The sequence below is a fragment of the Reichenbachiella sp. genome, assembly GCF_965233835.1.
Classification (GTDB): domain Bacteria; phylum Bacteroidota; class Bacteroidia; order Cytophagales; family Cyclobacteriaceae; genus Reichenbachiella.
In genome coordinates, this window is record NZ_OZ247585.1 from 2,937,823 (window position 1) to 2,961,466 (window position 23,644).

General features: G+C 38.0%; 24 protein-coding genes. 12 read left to right on the top strand and 12 right to left on the bottom strand.

Annotated elements, in window-relative coordinates; genetic code table 11:
* Positions 1–113 precede the first annotated feature (113 nt).
* Positions 114–1,151, bottom strand: coding sequence for a helix-turn-helix domain-containing protein (locus ACO6S2_RS12385; RefSeq protein ID WP_422358869.1), 1,038 nt, complete (start codon positions 1,149–1,151; stop codon positions 114–116).
* 148 nt (positions 1,152–1,299) lie between these two features.
* Between ACO6S2_RS12385 and ACO6S2_RS12390 the strand changes: the two genes are divergently transcribed.
* The 3 genes from ACO6S2_RS12390 to ACO6S2_RS12400 all read left to right on the top strand — a co-directional run bounded on the left by ACO6S2_RS12390 (position 1,300) and on the right by ACO6S2_RS12400 (position 3,397).
* Entirely contained in the window at positions 1,300–1,707 is a 408-nt protein-coding gene (locus tag ACO6S2_RS12390) for a c-type cytochrome (RefSeq protein ID WP_422358870.1), read from the top strand.
* Positions 1,708–1,815: 108 nt separating this feature from the next.
* Positions 1,816–2,175 (top strand): YciI family protein, encoded by a 360-nt coding sequence (locus ACO6S2_RS12395; RefSeq protein ID WP_422358871.1) that lies wholly within the window; start codon positions 1,816–1,818, stop codon positions 2,173–2,175.
* Positions 2,168–3,397 carry an RNA polymerase sigma factor gene (locus tag ACO6S2_RS12400; protein ID WP_422358872.1) on the top strand — a complete coding sequence of 410 codons (1,230 nt, stop codon included), beginning with the start codon at positions 2,168–2,170 and terminating at the stop codon, positions 3,395–3,397. Before ACO6S2_RS12395 ends, ACO6S2_RS12400 begins: the two co-directional genes overlap by 8 nt.
* Before the next feature lie 84 nt (positions 3,398–3,481).
* Here the strand turns inward: ACO6S2_RS12400 and greB are convergent, their stop codons facing one another.
* Positions 3,482–3,994 carry a transcription elongation factor GreB gene (gene greB / locus ACO6S2_RS12405; protein ID WP_422358873.1) on the bottom strand — a complete coding sequence of 171 codons (513 nt, stop codon included), beginning with the start codon at positions 3,992–3,994 and terminating at the stop codon, positions 3,482–3,484.
* Between the two features lie 449 nt (positions 3,995–4,443).
* Here greB and ACO6S2_RS12410 point away from each other — a divergent pair, with 449 nt between their 5' ends.
* Genes ACO6S2_RS12410 through ACO6S2_RS12420 form a run of 3 tightly spaced genes read left to right on the top strand, consistent with a single transcriptional unit; the run spans position 4,444 to position 6,793 of the window.
* Positions 4,444–5,181, top strand: a complete 738-nt coding sequence (locus tag ACO6S2_RS12410) for a class I SAM-dependent methyltransferase (protein WP_422358874.1) — start codon at positions 4,444–4,446, stop codon at positions 5,179–5,181.
* Positions 5,182–5,187: 6 nt separating this feature from the next.
* Positions 5,188–6,021, top strand: a complete 834-nt coding sequence (locus ACO6S2_RS12415) for a class I SAM-dependent methyltransferase (RefSeq protein ID WP_422358875.1) — start codon at positions 5,188–5,190, stop codon at positions 6,019–6,021.
* A complete protein-coding gene (locus ACO6S2_RS12420) occupies positions 6,014–6,793 on the top strand; it encodes a hypothetical protein (RefSeq protein WP_422358876.1) in 780 nt (259 codons plus the stop codon). The genes ACO6S2_RS12415 and ACO6S2_RS12420 overlap by 8 nt, the downstream gene beginning before the upstream one ends.
* On the opposite strand, the gene ACO6S2_RS12425 is transcribed toward ACO6S2_RS12420, so the two are convergent.
* Both ACO6S2_RS12425 and ACO6S2_RS12430 read right to left on the bottom strand, forming a co-directional pair.
* On the bottom strand, positions 6,782–7,489 hold the full coding sequence (locus ACO6S2_RS12425) for a glycosyltransferase (protein ID WP_422358877.1): 708 nt from the start codon (positions 7,487–7,489) through the stop codon (positions 6,782–6,784). The genes ACO6S2_RS12420 and ACO6S2_RS12425 overlap by 12 nt on opposite strands.
* Positions 7,482–8,459 (bottom strand): NAD-dependent epimerase/dehydratase family protein, encoded by a 978-nt coding sequence (locus tag ACO6S2_RS12430; protein ID WP_422358878.1) that lies wholly within the window; start codon positions 8,457–8,459, stop codon positions 7,482–7,484. Before ACO6S2_RS12430 ends, ACO6S2_RS12425 begins: the two co-directional genes overlap by 8 nt.
* A gap of 39 nt (positions 8,460–8,498) precedes the next feature.
* Between ACO6S2_RS12430 and ACO6S2_RS12435 the strand changes: the two genes are divergently transcribed.
* From ACO6S2_RS12435 to ACO6S2_RS12455, 5 genes are all read left to right on the top strand, one after another.
* Positions 8,499–10,187 (top strand): DUF6044 family protein, encoded by a 1,689-nt coding sequence (locus tag ACO6S2_RS12435; RefSeq protein ID WP_422358879.1) that lies wholly within the window; start codon positions 8,499–8,501, stop codon positions 10,185–10,187.
* Positions 10,174–10,380 carry a hypothetical protein gene (locus ACO6S2_RS12440; RefSeq protein ID WP_422358880.1) on the top strand — a complete coding sequence of 69 codons (207 nt, stop codon included), beginning with the start codon at positions 10,174–10,176 and terminating at the stop codon, positions 10,378–10,380. The genes ACO6S2_RS12435 and ACO6S2_RS12440 overlap by 14 nt, the downstream gene beginning before the upstream one ends.
* Positions 10,381–10,740: 360 nt before the next feature.
* The gene (locus ACO6S2_RS12445) at positions 10,741–12,234 is read left to right on the top strand and encodes a CehA/McbA family metallohydrolase (RefSeq protein ID WP_422358881.1); all 1,494 of its coding nucleotides are present in this window, start codon (positions 10,741–10,743) and stop codon (positions 12,232–12,234) included.
* A 650-nt stretch (positions 12,235–12,884) separates the two neighbouring features.
* The gene (locus ACO6S2_RS12450; protein ID WP_422358882.1) at positions 12,885–13,151 is read left to right on the top strand and encodes a hypothetical protein; all 267 of its coding nucleotides are present in this window, start codon (positions 12,885–12,887) and stop codon (positions 13,149–13,151) included.
* A gap of 19 nt (positions 13,152–13,170) precedes the next feature.
* Positions 13,171–13,446, top strand: a complete 276-nt coding sequence (locus ACO6S2_RS12455) for a hypothetical protein (protein WP_422358883.1) — start codon at positions 13,171–13,173, stop codon at positions 13,444–13,446.
* Positions 13,447–13,693: 247 nt separating this feature from the next.
* On the opposite strand, the gene ACO6S2_RS12460 is transcribed toward ACO6S2_RS12455, so the two are convergent.
* From ACO6S2_RS12460 to ACO6S2_RS12480, 5 genes are all read right to left on the bottom strand, one after another.
* The gene (locus ACO6S2_RS12460) at positions 13,694–15,271 is read right to left on the bottom strand and encodes an argonaute/piwi family protein (protein ID WP_422358884.1); all 1,578 of its coding nucleotides are present in this window, start codon (positions 15,269–15,271) and stop codon (positions 13,694–13,696) included.
* 3 nt (positions 15,272–15,274) lie between these two features.
* Positions 15,275–16,819 carry a toll/interleukin-1 receptor domain-containing protein gene (locus ACO6S2_RS12465; protein WP_422358885.1) on the bottom strand — a complete coding sequence of 515 codons (1,545 nt, stop codon included), beginning with the start codon at positions 16,817–16,819 and terminating at the stop codon, positions 15,275–15,277.
* Positions 16,812–17,153, bottom strand: coding sequence for a helix-turn-helix domain-containing protein (locus tag ACO6S2_RS12470; protein WP_422358886.1), 342 nt, complete (start codon positions 17,151–17,153; stop codon positions 16,812–16,814). Before ACO6S2_RS12470 ends, ACO6S2_RS12465 begins: the two co-directional genes overlap by 8 nt.
* A gap of 109 nt (positions 17,154–17,262) precedes the next feature.
* Entirely contained in the window at positions 17,263–18,027 is a 765-nt protein-coding gene (locus tag ACO6S2_RS12475) for a metallophosphoesterase (protein WP_422358887.1), read from the bottom strand.
* Between the two features lies 1 nt (position 18,028).
* A complete protein-coding gene (locus ACO6S2_RS12480; protein WP_422358888.1) occupies positions 18,029–18,283 on the bottom strand; it encodes a hypothetical protein in 255 nt (84 codons plus the stop codon).
* Between the two features lie 335 nt (positions 18,284–18,618).
* Between ACO6S2_RS12480 and ACO6S2_RS12485 the strand changes: the two genes are divergently transcribed.
* Positions 18,619–18,849 carry a helix-turn-helix domain-containing protein gene (locus ACO6S2_RS12485; RefSeq protein ID WP_422358889.1) on the top strand — a complete coding sequence of 77 codons (231 nt, stop codon included), beginning with the start codon at positions 18,619–18,621 and terminating at the stop codon, positions 18,847–18,849.
* A gap of 56 nt (positions 18,850–18,905) precedes the next feature.
* On the opposite strand, the gene ACO6S2_RS12490 is transcribed toward ACO6S2_RS12485, so the two are convergent.
* The 3 genes from ACO6S2_RS12490 to ACO6S2_RS12500 form a co-directional block, all read right to left on the bottom strand.
* Positions 18,906–21,401, bottom strand: a complete 2,496-nt coding sequence (locus ACO6S2_RS12490; RefSeq protein ID WP_422358890.1) for a heavy metal translocating P-type ATPase — start codon at positions 21,399–21,401, stop codon at positions 18,906–18,908.
* A gap of 59 nt (positions 21,402–21,460) precedes the next feature.
* Positions 21,461–21,721 carry a heavy metal-binding domain-containing protein gene (locus tag ACO6S2_RS12495; protein WP_422358891.1) on the bottom strand — a complete coding sequence of 87 codons (261 nt, stop codon included), beginning with the start codon at positions 21,719–21,721 and terminating at the stop codon, positions 21,461–21,463.
* Between the two features lie 138 nt (positions 21,722–21,859).
* Positions 21,860–23,644 (bottom strand): efflux RND transporter periplasmic adaptor subunit, encoded by a 1,785-nt coding sequence (locus tag ACO6S2_RS12500; protein WP_422358892.1) that lies wholly within the window; start codon positions 23,642–23,644, stop codon positions 21,860–21,862.

Consider the following 23,644-nt stretch of genomic DNA (forward strand, 5'->3'; position numbering starts at 1 on the left):
GTATTAAATGCCTGGTAGGATTAGGGCGAAATCTCGCGCGGCTAATTAATAAAACCTCTGGTTCTATAACAATCTTTCTGGAAGCATGTACTTAAAAAGATATGAAGAAATTGTTAGTTGACCTTGACCGTAGCATGATTCGCAATTGATTTTAATGCATTGTTCCGATACTTGTTTGGAGTTTTTCTATTAGTTCTCTTAAACGCCGTATAAAACGCAGAAAGCGCACTGAATCCACAAGCATAGGCGATGGCTTCTACGGTGAAATGACTTTTGTGAGGGTCGACCAACATTTGCTCTGCTTTTCGTATGCGATAGGTGTTGATTAGCTCTGGGAAGCTTTTTTTGCTGTATGAATTGATGGCCAGAGACACCTGGTAGGCTGGTACCTTCAATTGTTTGCCCAACAAACTAACACTCATCAACGGGTTGGCAAATATATCTTCTTGGGACATTAGATTTTCAATTCTCTCACCAAGCTCTCCGATTTGTTGTTGCTTGTTTTTTCTAGCAGGTTCATACATAAACAATTTGACGTATCGAAGTGCAACTAGGGTGATGGTATACAATACAAAGGCAGAGGCCACAATTATACTCTTGTAAACGACTGAATCAAAATAGAACGATTGTGCCAGAAAGAGCAGCATCAGCAAGCCAATGCCGGCATTGAAATACATGGTCCATTTCCATCTCAGGTTATCGAGGCGATTGGTGATGCGTGATTTATTGAATTTCAATATTCCTATGACCACATAGATGAGCATGAACAACATGGACAATTGATACAATCCAAAGACCACTTCTACCGTCACAAAAGGAAGAGCCATAAAGATGAGTAGGCCAGGAATCAGGTGATAGGCATGTCGGGTGTGCAAACGAAAAGTCGGTTTCAATAAACTATGAAGATACCAATAGGTGCAAGGACCAATCAACGAGAAGGCAACGGCACCAAAATAAAGTCCCGCTGATTCGAGTTTCTGGTTACTTAAACCGACCAAGCAAGCACCCATTCGAATCGCTAGTAAAAACAATGTTACAACCAATAGTTTATTGGCGAGCTTGCCGCTCAATCTCAGCAAGGCGGCAATAAGAAAGAGACAATGAACAATAGCTCCTCCTCCAATCATCAAAGGTATCATATCAATAATCATATTCTTTCAACTTGACCATATGGGTGCAAGGACTTTTTTGAATGAATTGTAAAGTAGTAGAAAATTCGAAAATCAGAACTTCTGATTCGCAAATCAGAAGTTTGGTCAAGGATGTAAGACCTAGGTTAGGTTCAAAACAAACATCACTATGCAAAAGAATAAAAAGAAAATACGTGCGTATATGATCATCATTCCTATTTTATTGCTTATCCTATTTGGGAGTTTAAATTCTATATTTGAATACACTGTTGTCGCCGAAATAAAGGAATCAGTATCACAGGCGGATCATGAAAACCCTCTGACTTATGGCAAAATTCTGTTTGAAACGAGGGGTTGCATAAACTGCCATTCGATAAGCCCAGAAATTGAAAATTTTGGCCCTAACTTGTCAGGAATCTCCAAACGTGTTGCCAGGGAATATATCCGTGAATCCATAGTAGATCCAAATGCGGTGATTGTTGACGGCTTTCCAGACATTACTATGCCAAACTTTGGAGAAGTACTCAATAACGACCAAGTCGAAGCGCTGGTAGTGTATGTTTCAAGTATTGAATAAGCTTATTAAAGCTATTTTTTTAAAAAAACTTTCAATGTATGTCCTATTTTATTGACTTCAATCATTAAAGAATTGAAATCATTTTTAATAACTTAAAAACAAAAAGACATGAAAGACTTTATGATGCTTTTCCGTAGCGAACCCAATCCAAATTTTGAGCCTACACCAGAAGAAATTGAGGCTGAAATCAAATTGTGGATGGATTGGATCGGAGGGATCGGAGCGCAAGGAAAACTGAAAAATGCCGGCGAAGCATTAAACTTCGAAGGCAAGACCGTGCATGCCGATGGATCTATCACAGATGGCCCATTCACAGAAATGAAAGAGATCATCGGAGGCTTCACGATTGTTACGGCCAATAATCTGGAAGAAGCCGTTGCGCTGACCAAAGGATGCCCAGCATTTGAAAATGGAGGAAAAGTTGAAGTCAGAGAGGTGATGCCAACTGGCGATATTCCTAATGATTGATCAACTGAAACTATCTGAGATCTTTAAAACTGAGTACAGTAATTTGATTGCTGTACTCAGCAATTATTATGGCATTAAAGATCTTCAGTTAGCGGAAGACATCGTTTCAGAGACCTTTGTAAAGGCCATGAAATCCTGGTCTCACAAGGGCATTCCTCAGTATCCACAGGCATGGTTGAGAAAGGTGGCTCAAAACCTCTATTTCGAAGACTATCGACGTCAGAAGAACTATAAAGATAAAATCAGCCAAGCCATAGCTACTGTATCGGAACCCATCGAGTCAATTGAGATTACCGAAAAGCTCATTGAGGATAGTCAGCTGAGAATGATTTTTTTGCTCTGCAACCCTGAGCTCAATCGTGAGGCCCAGTTGTGCCTTGCGCTTAGAATTTTATGTGGGTTTAGTGCAGAAGAGATTGCCAAGGCCCTGCTGTCCAATAAAGAAACTGTCAATAAAAAACTGTATAGAGCCAAAAAATCTCTTCAAGGGAGCCTCTCAATAGAGGAAGAACTAACCCCTTCAGATTATCAAAAGCGACTCGATAATGTATTGAGAGTCATTTACCTACTATTCAATGAAGGCTACTACAGCAGTACGGTTGAAGAAAATATTCGAAACGAGCTATGCTGGGAAGCCATGCGATTAGGCATATTCCTATCTAACCAAAGGCACTTTGAGGTGGACCATGTCCAGGCTTTGATTGCCCTCATGTGTTTTCAAGCTTCCAGACTGAAGGCCCGTCAATCCGATGGAAACGGCGATGTCCTCTATGAAGAACAGGACCCATCACAATGGGATCAGGAACTCATACAAAAAGGGATACAATATCTGAAAATGGCTTCCAAAGGAGAAAGGATTTCTAAGTATCACCTGGAAGCCACCATCGCCTTTTGGCATACACAAGAACAAGAAGGGAAGTGGGATAAAATACTCATGCTTTATAACAAACTGCTGACCATAGAATATTCACCGATCATTGCCATGAATCGTTCCTATGCCTTGGCCAGAGCACAATCTCCAAAAAAAGCCATTGAAGAAGCGCTAAAACTATCGCTTCAAGACAATGCTCATTATTGCTGTTTGTTGGCAGAACTCTACCGAATGGTCGAAAATATAGACCTTGAAATCAAACACTTGAACGAGGCACTGAAACTAGTCAAAAAAGAAAACGAAACAGCCTTGATTCAGAGAAAACTTGAAGTAGCATTAGGTAAAATTTAACTAATGTAATACTTTAATTAGTAAGATTATGTCATTCTAATTCAATAACTTAACATTGTTAAAAGACAATTGTATTAATAGCCACTACTCATATTCAATATTAAGAATCTCCCATACAAAATCACCCATTTGGGTTTTAACGATAGCTTCATCACCAACGGTTTTATCAAGAAGTGCTTTGGCCATTGGGGAGTCCATAGAAATATAATCTTTATTACTTTTCAACTCTTCGTAACCCACAATACGAAAACGTCTTTGAAAACCTTTCGCTTCGTTTTTAACTTCTATCCAAGCACCAAAATTCACTTTTCCTTCTTGGCTGGAGTGGTAGTCGATCACTTTAAAGTCATCGATGCACTTACGCAAATAACGCAGCCGACTATCAATTTCTCGAAGCCTCTTTTTGTTGTAGTGGTAATCAGCATTTTCTGAACGATCGCCCAGACTGGCTGCCCAAGACACTTTGTTAGTTACATCCGGTCGCTCCACACGCCACAGGTGATCGTGCTCTTCTTTGAGTTTTTCAAATCCCTCGGGCGTAATCATTTGTGAGCGATTGAGTTTTGGTAAAGTTGATTCTGGAATTTTTCGCCTCATAATAAATGATATTGTTTGGAAACCTGCGCAAGATAATATTTCGATGAATAATTTGTTGTGCGCAACTATTCGAATACTTAAATAATAAGGAAAAGCTTTGACTCTAACAATTCCATTGCGGACCCAATGCCATTGGGCATAGTCAGTCCATATTCAATCTGGAAGGAGCTTTGGCCGTCCGTACGTCGTGAGGCGGCTATTTAATATAATGACTAATTACATAACACGGCGATTAGAAGCAGAATCTAAAAGATCGTCAATCAGAAGCGTGCATACCAAAATCCTGCGAGTTGGTTATCTCATCAACCAGGGTATTCGCATCATTTCTCAGCAGTGACGAGCACTCCTTTGACATTTTTGACGTGGGAAGGGCAAATGTGTGCGAATTCCTGTACAGGAATATTCTAGTAATTTATTATGTTGCGAAAAAAATTGAAACCAATAGAATAATGGGCACAGACCTCGTAAAGTCCAAAATAAAAATTCACAACCAAACACAATTAGACTACTATAGTCAGAAGATAAAACGGACAATGAAGCCTGTGAATTCTAATTATGTCAATAGGCATATAGATGAGTTTATTAAGGTATCCCAAATCAGGCGTGATCAAAACGTCATAGACGTAGGGTGTGGCATGGGAAAGTTTACGCTTCCATTGCTGAAAAAGGGTTATAAGCTTACCGGTCTAGATCTTTCTCCCTTTTTGCTACAACAATTGCTCCTTCACAATGACAATCAATTCAATGTCGAATTGATTTGTTCAGATATTCTGGAAGTGCCCAGTGAGTATAACCTTAAATTTGACAAGGTCATTGGTTTTTTTGCGCTTCATCATTTTCATCATCTGCATACCTATTTTCAGGCTATGAGTAGAATATTAAAGCCAGGTGGAGAAATCGTTTTCATAGAGCCCAATGCGTATAATCCATTATACTATATTCAAATTCTTTTCTCGCCTACCATGTCCTGGAAAGGAGATAAGGGGGTATTTGATATGAAACGAAAGAACTTTAAAAAGGCTGCGGAGTATGCTAAATTGAATGATTTGGAGATTTATAAATATGGATTTTTCCCTCCATTTGTTGTCAATACCAGCATTGGAAAACTGCTGGAGAAACTGATTGAAAAACTTAGGATATTTAAATTTTTCTCGGCTTTTCAAATCATAAAAGTCAAGAAACCTTAAGTCTGAATGGATATTAAAAACATATCAGAGGATCTCATTTTATCCGATTCCGGAATTTGGGAGGCTCCCAAAAGTGATGTGATTTCATATACCGAAAATGGTCATGAATTGATCAAGGACTGTGAAGAAGGATCCTTTTGGTTTAAGCATAGACAAGATAGTATTTCATTTTTGACTGCACACTATGAGATTAGTTCACTGTTAGATGTGGGGGGAGGAAATGGTCGGCTTTCCAGTCACTTACAAAAAAGGGGAATTGAGTGTACCTTGTTGGAACCTGGCAAACAAGCCATTATCAATGCTCAAAGTTCAGGTCTGCAATGTTTGATTTGCAGTTCGTTGAATGAAGCAAAGTTTAAAGATAATAGCTGGGAAGCGGTTGGTATATTTGATGTTTTGGAACATATTGAAAGTGACGAGGCCTTTCTTCAGGAAATTCATAGAATTTTGAAACCAGGTGGCAGGCTATTCCTCACCGTACCTGCATATCAATCTTTGTTTTCGGATTTTGACAGGGAAGTCGGACATTTCAGAAGATACACATTAGCAGATCTTAGGAATAAGTTAAACGCCATTGGATTTAATATCAATTATAAAACTTACCTGTTTTCTGTCTTGCCTGTACCCATTGTTATCTTAAGACTTTTGTTTAAGAAACGGCAAGCAGATAAGCAGATCAAAAGAAACAAAGAACATTTTAAAGATCGTGCTTTTATCCATCGAGTCATGAGCTTTATATTAAGTCCTGAAAAATGGTTAGTCAAATGGCGATGGCTCATCCCGTTTGGATCAAGTTGTTTAGTTGTAGCGCAAAAAAAAACTGAAAATATTGATGAGTAAACCGTTCGAACTATTTTCATTTTATTCCAATCTGGAAAAGACTTTAACTGGTATAGAGGCCGGCTTAACTGGTGTAGTAGTTGACTTGGAAACAAAGGGCAAGAAAGGTCGCCAATCACTGTACAATACTCAAATCAGTAAACATCATTTGTCCGATTTACAAGAATTACGGGCTAGCTCATCATCCCACATCATTTGTCGCATCAATGGTGGTAAATACCTGAGTGAAAAAGAAATCTTGGATGTTGTAGAATCTGGAGCCAATGAAATTTTGGTCCCTATGATTACCAACCTAAAACAGATGGACTTTTTGTTAGATGTTGTTCCGGATGAGATTGATTTGTCTATCATGATTGAGACCAACGAGGCAGTGAATTTGGCGTCAACATTGGGAGAATATCCGATTTCTCGTGTTTTTGTTGGATTGAACGACTTGTCTATTGCACGTAAGCAGAAAAATCTCTTCTTACCTCTGATTGATGGAACTGTAGAAGCCGTAAGATCCCATATAAAATGTCAATTTGGTGTAGCCGGACTTACCCACCCATCATCTGGTTATCCAGTTCCGTGTCAGATGTTGATCAATGAAATGAAACGTTTGCGTTGTACATTCGGTTTTCTAAGGAGATCTTTTTACGGTGATCTTAATGACTATACGCAAGGTGAAATCATTAGGGCATTACAACAAGAATTTTCCAATAATGAAGTCCAATTAGACTACGGTCCAGAATTAAAAGAGTGCATATTGACAGCAAATGAGCTATTTGCTTGATTTTCTACTTAGTTCTATTCTACAATAGATGGCACAATAAATGGCCTTATGGGCCGCAGTAATCCTTTTAGTAAAAGTGTAACCAGACTGAGAAATCGATTTTTCACGATGAGCCTTAATGTATTTCAAGTGCGTGGCACAACTGCCGGCTGCAATTGACATGTATGCATACCGGCAACTCTGTCCCAACTCTATGATAGTAGCCAACAAAGCTCTTGGTATTAAAAAATAGCTTCCAGCCTTGTGATGTAACCCAGTAAATACTCGGACTATAGATTTCATTATAAACGAGGTAAACATTCTTGCCTTTGACTGATATATACCTTTGCGTATAATAAACACGGCTTCATCGTCCCCGTTTACCAGCTGGTGCATATCGGCGATTAATTCTGGCTGATCTTGTAAATCCGCATCCATTACTACTATGTGCTCACCTTGTGCTATCTCCAAGCCTTTTAAAATGGCCTCGTGCTGTCCAACGTTTTTAGTTAGAAAAATGGGCCTGACATTACCATCCAGTTCACAGATATTTTGAATTACTTCCATAGATTGATCCTTAGAGGCATCATTGACCACGATAACCTCAAATGACAATCCATTGTGATTGAAGTGATCAGCAAGACGCCGGTTCAGTTCTACCAGAGATTCGGCATTGTTGAATACAGGGATAACCACACTTATCTGAGGCCTACGCATTGTCCTGTATTTGGCTATACCAGTCTATTGTTTTGCGTAGGCCGTCGGTGACAGATGTCCTTGGTTTCCAATTTAGGACCTTGGCTATATGATTCAAGTCTGCCTGATATGCCAGCTTGTCTAGAAAGTTAGCCGGAAACGATGCCTCTGATGTATTCATTTTTTTCCCCATTAGCTTTTCAATTTCTTCGACTATTTCTTTTGCACTATACTGATGGCCAGAACCTAAATTCAATTCTGTTCCATTGGGAAGGTCCGACAAACACATTCTCATGATTCCCTCCACTAAATCGTCAATAAAGATAAAATCACGCATAAAAGGAGCAGAAGAAAGCGGGATTGAAGCATCATTTTTAATAGCCTTTATCGACTTAATAATGAGCTTTTTATGTGAATCCCATGGACCGTAAGCCCTAAAGATACGTGCCAAGGTTACGGGCACATCATATTTGTGCGCATAGTACCTCATCAAGTTCCTTTCCTGAAGTTTTACCAATCCTCTTGCGGAATCAGCCTTGAGTTCCTGGTTTTCCGAAAAGGGGCTGGTATTTTTCCTACCATAAATGGCGGAGCCACAACAATGCACCATTCTTTTTGGTGAGTGTTTTCGAACGGATTCTAACAGGTTGATAGCAATTTTGGAAGTGGTGTTGAGCTGATGTTGAAGCGCTGACGATCTATCTAAATCATAAGCCGATGGCTGCGCGGCATGGATGATATAATCGGGAGCAACCTTTTGAAACAGGTTTTCTACTTCCTTTTCATTTTCTAAATCCAGAACATGAAAATCGATTTCATTTTCCACTTCCTTCAATTTGTCCAACTGACTGGATGCTCTAATTGTTCCGCTCACTTGAACACCATGGTCCAGCAACCTTTTGGCTATACTCGATCCAATAAACCCACTAATTCCTGTAATAAGTACATTTTTCTTTTTAAAGGCACTAAACATATTTGTTGTTGGCGGCATGAATTAATTTTGGTTACAATTATTATAAACAATCACTGGATGGTTTCATCAACAAAAAGATACATCTCGAAATTAGCACCATCTTTTACGATTGCCAATTTAGCTGTCCTAATTTATTGTCTGCCCCTGCTTATTTTAGGACAGGATGCACATGTAGGCATAAATGACAATCTGGATTCGCATGTCATCTGGTACCGAATACTTACCAACAATGGGTTGGTATTTGCGGACTCATCAACCACAATACCCGAAATCATGTCAGCTCCGCGTGTATCGTTATACAATGAGTTCTTTTTATTGTTTTGGATTCATTACTTGTTTGATACATTTCCTGCGATGGTCATTAACCAGTTGCTAATACACTTTATTGCACTTTGGGGCATGTATTTTCTTCTCACCAAACTTAAATTTTCCAAAGCTACCGTTGTATTTGGCTCAGTGTTTTTTGCATTTCTGCCTTTCTCACAATTCTGGGGATTGAGCATTGCGGGCCAGCCATGGGTACTACTTGCTTTGTTACAAATAGAACAGAAAGGTATAACGCTCAAAAATATACTCGTTTTGATCATCTACGTGTTGTACTCCAATTTTTATTCTGTGAGTTTCTTTTATCTGATGCTAGTATCCTTATTTTACGCTACACGATTCATTAAAATCAGATCGATTAATTGGCAAGTAGTCATGACCATTTTCTCCATGGTTTTATTAGCTCTTGTTATGGAATACAGACTCATTGATAGTCTGTTTTTCGATCAATCATTTGTTTCTGCTAGGGCAGAAAGAGGTGTGAAACACTATTCATCAGGATTGGTAGAACTTTTAAAAACAGCTTTATTTGGACATTATACCGCCAGGTCGTTCTTAATATTCTTTTTGCCAGTGGTAATGTATGCTTCTAAGTTGGCCTATGAAAAAAAAGTATTCCTTTTTAAGTGGGAGTTGAAATTTCTGATAGTGACTATGCTAATCACACTTTGTGTGGTTGTCGTTCCTCAAATACCTTTCATGGTAGAATGGTACCAAAACAGTCTTTTGAATATATATGGTTTCACCAGACTCTATACTATACTTCCATTTTGGACAGCACTCACAGGGGCTATTTGCATTGATTACGTGATGAATCAGCAAAAACATCTAAGAGCCTTAAAGGTCTATTTGATCCTCTCGCTTGTTGTTCTAAGCCTGTCAAACCCAACGGTACTAGCTTTGATCCCTGGAAACGAAGTTGTTGGTGAAAAGGATAAATTATCCTACAGGGAATTTTTCGCTGAAGATCTGTTTACACAGATTAAAACGTACATCAACGAAAATCAAAGGAGCTACAAGGTCGCAAGTTTGGGATTGCATCCATCAGTTGCTCAATACAATGGATTCCATACTATAGACGGCTACCTCACCAACTATCCACTAGCCTATAAAAAGGAGTTTCGAAAGATTATAGCCAATGAACTTTCCGCAAATATTGATATAGGGCTTTATTTTGATAAGTGGGGTTCAAGATGCTATCTGTTTGATGATGAGCTTGGTAAAAGTTTTCTTACAACAAAGGAAAAATCAAGACCCATCAAACTATTAGACATTGATTGTGCGCAATTCAATAGTATGGGGGGGAGGTTCATCATCTCAGCCGTTCAAGTTGAAAATTTTTCATGCAGCAAAACACAGGTCAAATATCATAGGAAATTTGAGGACGACTGCTGGAAACTATATTTATATGAAATCCGATAGACTGGACAACTCATCTCTGGCTGATATCAATGGAAGCTACCAGTCTGTGCAAGGAAGTAAGATATTGCCCATACATTTTCGCATGTTTCTTACCAACTGCATATTGATTTTACTTCCATTTTCATTTCTGTTACTGACTAAATATTCTCCGCTAGAGTTAGTACGCTATTTAATTGAGGCCATGGTCAATTGAACTTAAAAATACATTTATGTGTCGAGGTCATTTTAAATAATGTAAACCTTAAGGTCAAATATTTACCAAAAAACCTCAAAGTATAAGAGTATGGACCTGTTATATAGTTTTTCACTATTGAAATGGAGTATCATTTAAAAGATGTAAAACTGCGGATTAATAACTTTTGGTTCAAATAGAATATGAATTTTAGCGAAATCGTTTTGGGTTGAAATCTGTTGGAATGAGTGGGCTAAAACATTAAACTTTTTTTGTTGATCTATTCTATAGAAGACTATTGAAACGGGTATTACTCAAAAATGAGTATTTCAGAAATGAGCTGAAGTGGCTATCTTACAGTTAAACCAAATCCTAACTAAAATGAAAAAATCTGTATTCCTATTATTAGGCTTATTGATCGTTAAGATTAGTACAAAAGCTCAAAATCAAGTTTTTTATGGAAATCTTCATTCACATACATCGTATAGTGATGGAAGTGGTATTCCAGAAGATGCTTATAAACATGCCAGGGACGTTGCAGGGCTAGATTTTATGGCCATAACTGAGCATAATCATGAAAGAGCTCCTAGTAAGATTCAAACAAATCCTGAACTTTATTCTGGCAGTATTCCTGTCTCTCTAATATCAACAGCAAAGCGCTACACTGAAAATGGTAGATTTGTTGCTTTATATGGGCAGGAATTTTCAAGTATTAGTTCAGGTAATCATGCAAATGTCCTCGAAGTCAATGAAGTGATTGAAACTTCTGAAGTAAAAAACGGAGCATGGAATGACTTACTTGACTCTTGGCTACCCTCTCATCAGGATTCACAAGGAGATAAACCTATTCTTTTGTTAAATCACCCAGCTACATCAAGCAGTCCAAATTACAAAGAATATGGAATAGATGACTATTCTGGTGATAGATCCGCTTGGTTGAATTCTATTGATAAATATGCTCAACTTATTAATATTGTCAATGGACCTTCCCATAGATCAAATAAACCTCCAGGCAAACCCTCTGAATCTGAATTTTTAAGATACTTGAATATGGGGTTGCATGTAGCGCCAACAGCAGATCAGGATAACCATTTGGAAAACTGGGGAAGCGCAGCCGATACTCGAACTGGAGTGATTGCTGATAATCTTGACAAAGCTTCAATATTATCTTCCCTTAGAAATAGAAATGTATTTGCAACACAGGACAAAAACTTGAAGTTACTTTTTAGAGTAAATGGGGAATTGATGGGTAAAATATTTGATTCCAATGAATTACCTGCTACCAATAGTGAGTTAGACATTTCAATTGAAGTATCAGATTCGGATGAGCCATATGCCATATATAAAATTGATATTTACAAAGACGTTGTTGGAGGGGACCGAGCTAAAGTGGTAAATGAAATTGATTTAGATGGAAATCAAAATGTTTCAATAGATGGAATAAACTTTGAAGGAAAAAATGAATACTTGTTTGTAAAAGTAACGCAGACAGATGATGACGGAGAGATTATTGATCACGCATGGTCTGCACCTATATGGTTTTCAGGTTCTTCGAACGCACCACTTTCCTCAGCTGTAGAATTAAGTCTGAATGTAGACCCGTTTAAAGAGGAAGCAACTATTACCAATATTGGAGATGTATCAATTGACTTAAAGGGCTGGGAGCTAATCAGCGAAAAAGGAAATCAAACCTTTACATTTAAAAATTCCAAAAAATTGGAGCCTTCTGATTTCGTAGTAGTTACATCTGGAAAAAACGCTAAAAGTGGAAATGAATTTATTAAGTGGACAGAATCTTTTATATGGAGTAATAATTCCCCGGATAAAGGCATTTTGAAGAATGAGTCCGGTCATGTAATTGTAACTACTGAATAAATCATATAATGGATCTGAGGAAATAGCTTTTTGGTCAATGATTGGGTCAGTTGGAGCATTAATTGTTTCTGGATTTGCCTTGACCCATTCCATTCGGAGCATTAATTGTTTCTGGATTTGCCTTGACCCATTCCATTCGTGTATCTAAAAGGAGTGCGAGGCTTTTAACTCAGATTGCGATTGCGGATAACATTGATAGGTTAATGAACTATCTTCAAAAAGTGATTGAAAAAGTTCTCGCATAAAAATAGTCTCACATAACCAATAAAATGAACGAACCTACTGAACCAACCCGAGTTAGGGCATTTGCCAGATTTTTCAAGAACTATATGAGCGTGTCAACGATCGTTGTCGCGGCCTTACCAATCCCCGTCAACTTAATTGGCCTAATACCGGTTTTCGAAGCGCATAGAAACATTTTATCCGTATATAGTTCAGTATTCTGTTTTTTAGTTCTTGGATTTATTTTTTACGCAAGACATGCTATAGCCAAACTGTTGTTTGTTGAAAAGAGGAGTGAGGGTACTTATCAAGTATCTACCCAGACTTTGGTGACATTAAAAATAGCAGGTTCAATCCGTTCTTTGCAAAAATTCACAATTCTTATACTACCATTTATATTGATTTTAGGCGCGATATATTGTGTTTATATGTATCAGTTCTATTTAACGGAATCCATTCTCAAACTGAGATTTGAAAGTGAGGGTCTGATATATCAAGACGCTTTGACGTTTACTGAAATGGACAAAATTCCCTATGGGACATTGCTGATTACATATTATATCAGTTTTTTTATACTAGCGGAAGGGGCGTTCGTATTTATGGCAATAAAAGAGTATCTGCAAGACTTATTAGGACTATCAGAAGTCGATCTAATCGAAGGTAAGAAGGTTGAATCGAATCGTCTGTCAGAATAGTCTCACAAAATGAACAAAAATGAAACAAGTAGCCGTATTAGTACAAATTACCGTAGAGGGACAGTCTCCAACAGTTCAACTTGTATGCATATATGATGAAGATTGGACAGATGAAATTATATATAAACTAAAGGCGACTGAATATTTGAAGAAAAAAGAACCTGAAAGAAAGGCAGAATATAAATCAAGAGGTATTCGCTATTTTCAGTCTAGAGAGGAACTTGAAAAGTATCAGGAGAAAATGAGAAAATATACTTCAGATGAGATATCAAGTAATTGGATGATCCAATGCTAGTACTTAATGGTATTGAATCTTATTTCGACAGCAAAAAGCTTGGGCTTATGTTCGGCAGATTTCTTTATCTAACTTCAAATGGAAGAATAAAATGTGTGCGGGAATTCCTAAAACTCTATTACAATTGTGATAGCCATATTGAATTATTGGTAAAACTTCGATTAGTTGAATCGGTGGCTTGGTACAAAAAAAGGCCATATTTCGCAACTAACTGATTTTCAATAAGATAATATGAAATCGCTGACTGTTACATATAAAATCTGTACTCCGGTTTAATGACTTTAACATCATTTGGTAGTTCTGATAGCACTTCTCCAACCTTTTTAGAAAAAGCTATTGTAATTGGCATTCCGCAAGAAAAACTTGAAGTATTCCAGTTCATTTTAGTTAATGCCATTATTTCGCTCAACATCCGATTCCAAGGACTATCTCCAATGAACTCGATAATATCAAGAGGCTTTGCCGTTCTTGGCCCATTGTAAGTATTATGATAAGACACGTAGCCAGTGGTATACAGAAGAAAGTTTGAGTCAGAAAGTTTCAGGTATGTCCCTCTTAATGGCGGATATTTTCCCGGCCGAAAAAAGTTAATCCTTCTACCTCCAAAGGCCACAAAATCTTTTTGCGGAATCTCAGCGCAAGCCTCGTTAAAACCTTCTAGTTCCTCTTCCCAATATTTTGAAGTTTTATGAATAACAATTCTTGAAGGAAGGCTTCCATTATTCTGCTGTTTGTACATCTGAATTACTTGTTCTAGAATTTCTTGTGCTCCTACTTTATCCAGATGTGGGGATTTACTCTTTGACTCATCCCAATCAAAAGTCTTGCCCCTCAGAACATACCCATCTCCAGCAGAGGTAAATGATTGTGCCATGCTACTATGCATTTTACTCTTTTTATCATGAATATCTTTATAAAAGGAAATACCTACAAAGCAAACACTCGGATCTACATGTTTCAATCGCCATGGGGTTCCACCAGCCTTATAATACAACGCGGTTGTAAAATTCCAAGCTTTTGTAGCTATATCCTGAGATGATAATTCCCTTTTGGTAGTTCTTGATGGGTCTAAGTTTAAGGTTCTGGGCCAGACAATTTGGGTAGGTATTCCGTAACGCATTGCTTCAGCTTTAATGCCACGTCTTAAGTTTTTATGAGCATAAATTTTCTCTTCAAATTTGGTAAGTGGATTCAAATCATCGAATAAAAATGTCTGACCTGTTTTAGCAATTTTGAGGTTCTTTTTTTCCGATTTATTAAGCTTCACTCTTTCTTCTTTTCCATCCACTCCAATTCTAACCGTACATAGGTCTATGATCTGTTGTGGGATACAAACAATAATAACCTGAGGGTTTGGTTCTCTTTGTGATAAAACACCTATTGCCTCTACATACAACTTCACTATTTTGTTCAACCGCTCATTATAATTCCCTTTTAGTCCATCATTCAACTGGTTATCGTCTATGGTCTCATACCAGGTTTCACCGAAGACGAGATTACATTGATATGGACTTTCCTTATTTATTCCAGGAAAATGCGGATTCGAATATGGGCTGGCCCCTTCGTTGGTCAGCATACCCTGACATGCTTCTAACCATCGAAAACTGTCAGAAATCATTTCACTTGGTCCTACAACTCCAACAATCATATTTCCTAAAGTAGGAATATCTGTGCCGTCAGGAGTGTAAGGCCCATAAATACTAAGTCCAGTCTTTGGATCTATATGAGTGTGGTTACCTCCAAAATTTATTAATGGTTCCTTAATCAATCCGCTCTCGAATTTTACCCCATTATATTTTCTTTTATGTCGCCCTTTGCCCATCATTAATCATTCTTCAGGATCCAAATCATTATCCTCTTCACCAAGATCGTAGTCCTCATAGTCATACTCTTCCTCAAAAACTTCGCTGTTCATAGCTTGATAATCATCTTCAGCTAGAGTTCGTTCTATCACATCATCCAACGATTCAGGAGCTTCCATTTCAAGAGCTTGGATATGATCTGTGGGAATACCAAAATCCATATCACAAAAAGCAGGACGTGAATCTATCTTGAGCAGTTGATCACCAGCATATATTTCAATCACTTTCTTTCCCTTACTCAAAATTGCTGACCAGAACTTATTATGTCGTAAAACACTTTCATTTCTTTCAGCATTAGTCCAGCGGTTTACGGTTCTAGCAACATCCTTTCCTCCTGCCGGCGTAGTACCATCAGTAGTCAATACCCAGGTTGGGTTTACAATAAGAAAGAATTTTTTCCCTAATTGTATAAGCTTCAGATATGCTCCCTGATGAAGCCAAGAAATCACGATATCCTCTTTTTTAATTGGCTTGGCAACAGTTCGAGGTACGGTGTTTTTAAAAGATTTATACCTAACTATGTTAGGTTGACCATCCTTTGATGGAAAAAAATACCTGGCATACTTTGTCTGATCAACGATTAAACCGCATCTATAAACATGTCTTGAGAGAGCCATGTTTAGCAAGGAGATAATGATCCCATAATACTTATCACTTCCAAGAAGATCTCCAATCCTTTCCTCAGTTACCGTTCCCTGATCAACTAGATCGTGTAGTAGGTTTTTCTGATCATTCAAATCATAGAATGTGAATATCTGATCCTCATGACATCTGAAAATTGGTATATAGATTTTTTCATAACCTCTGTCAATTTGAATCTGATGAAGCACATCTTTTATCTCACTTTTGGTTGGCATTCTTTTTTCACCATTCTTTTTGGAAGACATTAGGGAATTCGAATAACTGCCTATATAAATTTTCCGTGGCAAACTAAGTACAGGAAAAACATTACTTCGCAGGCGTTCTTTAGAAGCTTCCGGATTACCCTGTGGAATTGCTCTTTCTGCGAATAAGGTAGTTTTATCAATATTTCCGCTAGAGTTAATTACTTGACCATTTTGTCTGGTTGGTCCTGGGATTGGTTTTTCAGATAATATATTAACGATTTGTTCAATTCCTTTTTCATAATTATCCTTTCGGAGATCTATATAACGCAAGTGCATCAATAGCGGTGGAAGGTATGGGCAATCTTCTATTAAAAGGGGTAATATTCTTTTTCCTCTATTATCCGGATCTGAATATAGAGCTGAATGCCATTCAGCATCAGTCCATCCACTTCCATGCTTGCTGAAGTAATCTGGACTCATTAGAATGGCAAAAAAACGGCTGTTTTCTAATCCTGAATTAACCAAGCCTGTAATACTTTGACCTATTCCAATTTCGGCTTCGTCAAACCATGTTAGTAGCTTTCTTGACTTAAATTCGCGCGACTCAATATCAGCAGCAAGCATCCGGGCAATGTCTTTATTTGCCGAACTATGAGAAAGAAACAGATCTCTTTGATTAGCCATTTGAAAACTTTATAGTCCCTTGTAGTTGATCCCTATTTCTTAAATATTTCATTTTAGATCTAATCAACTGGAGAATTTCCTCAGGCTGCTCAATTACCATAATTTCTCTTGCTATTTTATCCGAAATAAATTCATTCAAAAGCTCTTGTTTTTCAATTTGAAAGAGTTGAGCAAGCTTGTCTATGAGAGATTCGTTAGCATATCTTTCACTTCTTTCAATCTTGCTTAAAGTAGAAGGATCAATGTCGGCAAATGCTGCTACTTTCCTTATTGGAAGCTGCTTTTCCTCTCTAAGGTGTCTAATCCTTTCTCCGAATGTTGAAATATTTTGCATTGAATAATTTTTTCAGGACAATTAATGTCCAATTTAAGAAAAAATAATCAATTACAACTAATTAATTCGAATGAATGTCTATTGAAATGATCAAAACAATTATCCCATTTCACAATTCAATACATTTACTGTATTCAAAATCGGCGTGTTCCATATTAAAACTGTAACCGAATTGATTGGATATAAATTTAACCCCATAGATTTCGATATCTTTATTCCAATGATTATGGCCATATATCCAGTAATCAACATCCCAATCCCGGATTCGGTTTTCTAGATCGGCCACAAAGTACCTACTAATAATTGGGCCTAAATAATTGTCAATACTTTTCGGATAGCCATTCACTTGAGGACAAGGTACAAAATGGGAAACCACAACTCTTGGGCGTTTCTTATCTAGACTCAGTACTTTGCTGAGCCAGGTAACTGCTTTTCCATGAAGGTTATCATGCTGAGTATATTTAAATGGGCCATCTGCATATTTACACTGTCTGAAGTCAGCTATCAATGATTTGATTAAAGAAGTGTTGACTCTTGACCAGAGTGTGGTGAATATAAAATCAACTCCTTCAATGGTAACCACCTGGTGATTCAAATATCGAACATTAGAATTTATGGTTAGCTTTAGGCTATAGGAAGTTGCAACATTTCCTTTTTTATAAAATTCATGATTTCCTGGAATGATATATACTTCCTGCCAATGGTCTGATAGGTATTGAAAAAACTCAGATCGAGTGACTTGACCACCTGAAATAATATCTATGTCACCTGCCAGAATTAGATATGGAGCTACAGGTTTTATCTTATTCTGCATCAGAAAGTGATAATTATCGTCAAATTCGACATGAAGGTCAGATGCGTATTGAAATTTCATATTAAGGCGTTTCTTCTTTCTTATTATTTGACTTTTCACATTTGTCATTATTTGACATATCTGAGTTCTTTTTTCTATCTGAGAATTGCACATAAAAGGGTTCAAAGTACCTTAATCTCCCATCTTCAAGTTCTACGAGTACATGAGTCTCACTGTGGTAATTTGCCAGCTTGTAAACGAAACGATGAAAGAAGCCCTTTATGCTTTTTCCTTTGTCGTTTACAAGAACTGGTCTTAGCTCATTTTTGCCAGTCATAACTAAATTCAATCTCGAAATTGGTTCATAATATCTCTATTGATATCGGATTGATATTGTCTTTTCCAGTGGGCTAAAATATTATATGTTAAATCAGCTAAGGCTATATTATAGTGATTGGCAGTTCTTTTGAGAAATAAATGTAAGTCTTCATCTAAATTTATTGTCCTATACTTACTACTCTTTGGCTCAGTTCTCGCCTTAACAAACTGTTCTAATTCCATAATCAATTTATTCTGCTTAAAAATGGCGGTCAAGATATAAAAACTAAATTACATCCATAGACTATAGTCTGTGGATAGCAGTCTTCGCATAATCTACTTTGGTCTCCGTAAATGGAGGACAAACAGATCATATCAGCGTATAGTAAAACCTTAAAAAAGCTGCGTATGGAGCAATCAATATCGCAAGAGAAACTTGCATTTAAAGCAGGTCTCCATCCTACTTATATCTCGCTTTTAGAAACAGGTAAAAGACAACCATCCCTGTCCGTGATTTTTAGAATAGCCAAAGAATTAGGTCATCTACCTAATGAATTTGTAAAGAAAATTGAGGAAGCTATTTGATTAGATTTAACTACTTTTCAATTAGCTCTATTCAATTAAAAATCGTCTATTCCATTTTATCTAAGCCTAAGACTATTTCCAATAACTGAAACTGAACTCAAACTCATTGCCAAAGCAGCAAGCATTGGACTAAGCAGAAGACCAAAAAATGGAAATAAAATTCCTGCAGCAACTGGCACACCCAGTGTATTGTAGACAAAAGCAAAAAACAGATTTTGCTTAATGTTACGCATGACATCTGTACTAAGCTTGCGTGCCCGGACGATCCCATCAAGTTCACCTTTTACTAGTGTAAGGCTTGCACTTTCAATAGCAACATCCGTACCTGTTCCCATGGCAATACCTACATTGGCTTGAGCTAAGGCAGGAGCATCATTGATGCCATCACCGGCCATAGCTACTGTTTTTCCCTCTCTCTGAAGTTCCTTTACCTTTTCATATTTATGTTCTGGTAAAAGATCCGCGGCATAGCCATCTAGACCCAATTTGTTGGCTACTGCTTGCGCGGTATTCTTGTTATCTCCGGTTAACATTATTACCTCTAAACCTTGGTCTTGAAGTGTTTTTATAGCAAAACCAGATGCTTCTTTGATGGAATCAGCTACACTAATAAACCCAGCGATAGATTTTGAAATAACAACGAACATTACCGTTTCACCTTCTAGCTGTCGTTTCTCTACTTCTTCAGTAAATTTAGTTTCTAACCGCAAGTTGAATTCTTCCAACAATTTACTGTTACCAATAGCCACGTTCAATTCAGCTACCTTCCCCGTCACTCCCTTCCCAGTAATCGAGTTAAAATCATCAACAAGCTTAATTTTAAATCCTTTTTCTTCTGCGCCCAAAACAATTGCATTAGCTAGCGGGTGTTCGCTGTTATGTTCCAGAGAAGCAGCCAATGTAAGAATCTCTTGCGTGGTATACTTATCGTTTAAAGATTCAACATGCTGAAGTGTTGGTTTGCCTTGAGTAATAGTCCCAGTTTTATCAATGACCAACGTTGTTACTTTATGCATTTCCTCTATAGCGCTTGCATTCTTTACTAAGATTCCTTGTTTAGCGCCTTTACCTGTTCCTACCATAATGGACATTGGAGTGGCTAATCCTAATGCACATGGACATGCTATGATCAAAACAGTTACTGCACTGGTAAAAGCATAGACTAGTGCTGGGTCAGGACCCCAAACAGCCCAAACAATAAATGAAAGAATGGCAATGCCAACTACAACTGGAACGAAGTAACCTGAGACTTTATCTGCCAAATTTTGGATTGGTGCTTTAGTTCGGCTGGCCTTGTTAACCATATCGATGATTTGCGCTAGCAATGTGTCACTTCCTACCTTAAGTGCCTTCATTTGAAATACACTGGTACCATTGATCGTGCCACCAATGACATTAGCTCCTTCAGACTTCTCAACCGGAATGGGCTCTCCTGTAATCATAGATTCATCAATACTGCTTTTTCCTTCAGTAATTTCTCCATCAACGGGAATCTTCTCTCCAGGCTTAATCTTAATAATGTCATGCAATTTAACATGCTCCATAGGAATGGTCATTTCGACACCATCTCTAATTACCGTTGCTTCGGGTGGTACCAGGTTGAGCAATTCCTTGATAGCTGAGTTCGTTTGACTCCTTGCTTTTGCTTCTAGCAATTGTCCCAAGAGAATCAGCGTAAGGATAACGACTGCTGCCTCAAAATATAAGTGGACAACTCCTCCTACAGTTTTGAACTGATCAGGGAAAATTTCAGGGAATATCAAAGCGAAAATGCTAAAAAGGTACGCTGCTCCAGCTCCAAGGGTGATTAATGTCCACATATTTGGAGAACGATTGACAATAGACTTGTACCCTCTAATAAAGAAATTCTGACATGAGTAAAAAATGACAGGAGTACTCAAGGCAAATTGCACCCAACCCCATGTTTCTTCGTTCGTGATTCCTGAAAGTGTTACACCAATCATATCACTCATGGCAATGAAAAATACCGGAAGCGTAAAAGCAACTGAAATCCAGAACTTAGCAAGCATGTTCTTATATGCTTTCTGCTCCTCTGCACCGTCTTCACTTGACACCTCTTTGGGTTCTAAATCCATTCCACATTTGGGACAAGAACCAGGATGGTCCTGTTCAATCTCGGGATGCATTGGACAAGTATATATGGTCCCGGAACTTGACGATGCTTCTTCTTTCACTAAATCCATACCGCACTTAGGGCAATCGCCAGGCTTATCGTACTTTTTATCCCCTTCACAAAGCATTGGACAATAGTATTTTCCAGTGCTATCCATATCCTTTTGTTTGATTTCAGGCATGAGGTGATGGGTCTGGGTATGTGTTCCTTGAGGATGAATATCGTATCGGCCACCGTCATCTTTAAGTGCTTGTTTCAAAAGCTCAATTGGCATATGCTTATCCATTTTGACCATCGCCTCTCCCTTGCCTAAATCAATCGAGACTTCTGTTATTCCTGGAACTTGGCCCAAAATTATTTCAACATGGCCTCTACATCCTTCACAGGTCATTCCAGTAATTTGATAGGTATGTTTCATATTTTTGTTTTGAATATTTGAATTTATATTTTCCTACTTCATAGCCTAAAAAATTAATTCTAGTGTTTATGGTTTTCATGATCTGAATTACTAGTTCTATCAGATTCTTTTAGTGCCATCCCACATTTCGAGCATTTGTCTCCCTGTTTACCTACTATTTCCGGATGCATTGGACAGGCATAAATCTTGCTCTCTGATGATTCTTCCATCATGTTTTCATGATTAGCTTCATTCTTGTTTTGGCTACATCCTGTCAGATATAGGCTACTAGCCCCTAGAATAAGTATAAAAGCTGTTAGTGATAAAATTGACTTTTTCATTTTATGAATTTTAATAGTTAAACATTTAGATTATGGCTATAGTAATCACCAGGAGGATCACAATCCCCCAGAAGATTCGGGTAGCCCATATTTTTATTTTGGATTGAGGTTTTACATCCCCTGTCTTACAACACTCTTTCATTTTATAGTTTCTGTTATTTCTCCACAATTAGGCATGTCCGCTCCGAAATAAGGGTTTTGAATTTCGTCTGAAAGACTGAGCCAATCTGCTCCTTTATTATTATCTACCATTGGACAGTGCTGGACATAAATATCCTTCTTCAATGGAACAAAGGATTTTGCCAGGCCGATCATGGAGTTGGACAATAGCTGAAAAGCTTTTCTCATTTCGCCAATGTTCTGAAAATGTGCTGCATGTTGCATTGTCTCTTTTGCCTCACTACTATATTCCATCCAGACCTGATGTGCTTCTCCAGTAAAAACCGACATATTTATCTTACCCAAGCCATCCTGAAATAAGGTTGTTGCCTTTTGCGCTTCTTCCAAATCGTCATTGACCAATGCGTCTTTGATTTTCAAATAATCCATAAATAAGGGCTTCAAAGCTTCCTTGGCTTTGGTGTTGACATTTACCTTTTTATTCTGATGTTGACGTGACGGAATTGAAGCAGTAGTTTTGGATCCGCCGTGATTGTGACCTGTCATCACAGGCCCTCCTTCAGGACTCATCATACTTGGCTTTCCTGCTAATTGGGCCGCAGCATCGATACTAAAAGTTCCGTTGATTGCTATTTCTTCTCCTTGCTGCAAGCCTTTTTCAATGATATAGCTGGTTCCTAATGCCGGCCCCAAGTTCACCTCTCTCATCATAAAATTTATGCCTTTACCTGATGTTTCCTTGACGTAGACTACTGATCTTTCACCTGTCCACATCACTGCAGTTTTTGGAACGATCACAGCATCAGTACTATTAACAGGTAGCCTTGCTTCCAGAGTAGCTGACACAAACATTTCAGGTTTTAGTCTTAAGCCTTTGTTACTAATTTCCAGCCTGGCTTGAGCTACCCTTGTTCTAGGGTTAATTACCGGATCTATGTAGCTTATTTCACCTTCAAATTCCTCTCCGGGTAATGAAGCCACTGTGAAGGTCACAGAATTTCCTCTTTTTGCCCAAACCATATCATTTTCATAGATATCCAATAATACCCAGACCTTAGAAAGGTTGGCGATTTCATATAAAGCTTGTCCCTTTTTGATATAATCTCCTAGGTTCACTTTTTTCTTAGTCAAGTACCCTGAAACATCAGCGTTGATAGGAAATTCATCTATCGGTTTTCCACTGTTAATGATGTTATCAATCTGTCCATCTGTCAACTTCCAATTTTTAAGTTTTCCTCTAGCAGCCTGATATAATACTGGTTGACTATCCTTGATCTTTACTGCTTCAAAGAGTTCTTCCTGAGCTGTGACCAAATCGGGGGAATAGATATAGGCAATGGGTCGGCCTTTGCTGACATATTCACCAGTGAAATTAACGTTAAGCTTTTCAATTCTTCCCTGAATATGAGAAGACTGAGAGTAGACTAGCCTTTCATCTTCCTGTACCTTACCATTTAACCTAAGGGATTTAATGGGTCTCATTTTCCCTACTACATCAGTAGATACATTGGCCAATTGCATGGCCGTTGGAGACATACTTACGGCCATAGCATTTACTTCTCCCTGATCTTGATCGACAGGAACTAAATCCATTCCACAAATCGGGCAAGAACCTGGTTCATTGCTCCTTATTTGTGGGTGCATTGAACATGTCCAGGTAGTTTCGCCAGCTATCTCTGTAGCATGATTGTGTTCGTCCTTTGTGCCATTCTCTGAACCTCCAAAGAATAGCCAACCTAGCAATAATCCTCCTACTAAAGTGGCGAATGCTACGGTAATTAATGTTTTTATTGAGATGTTCAT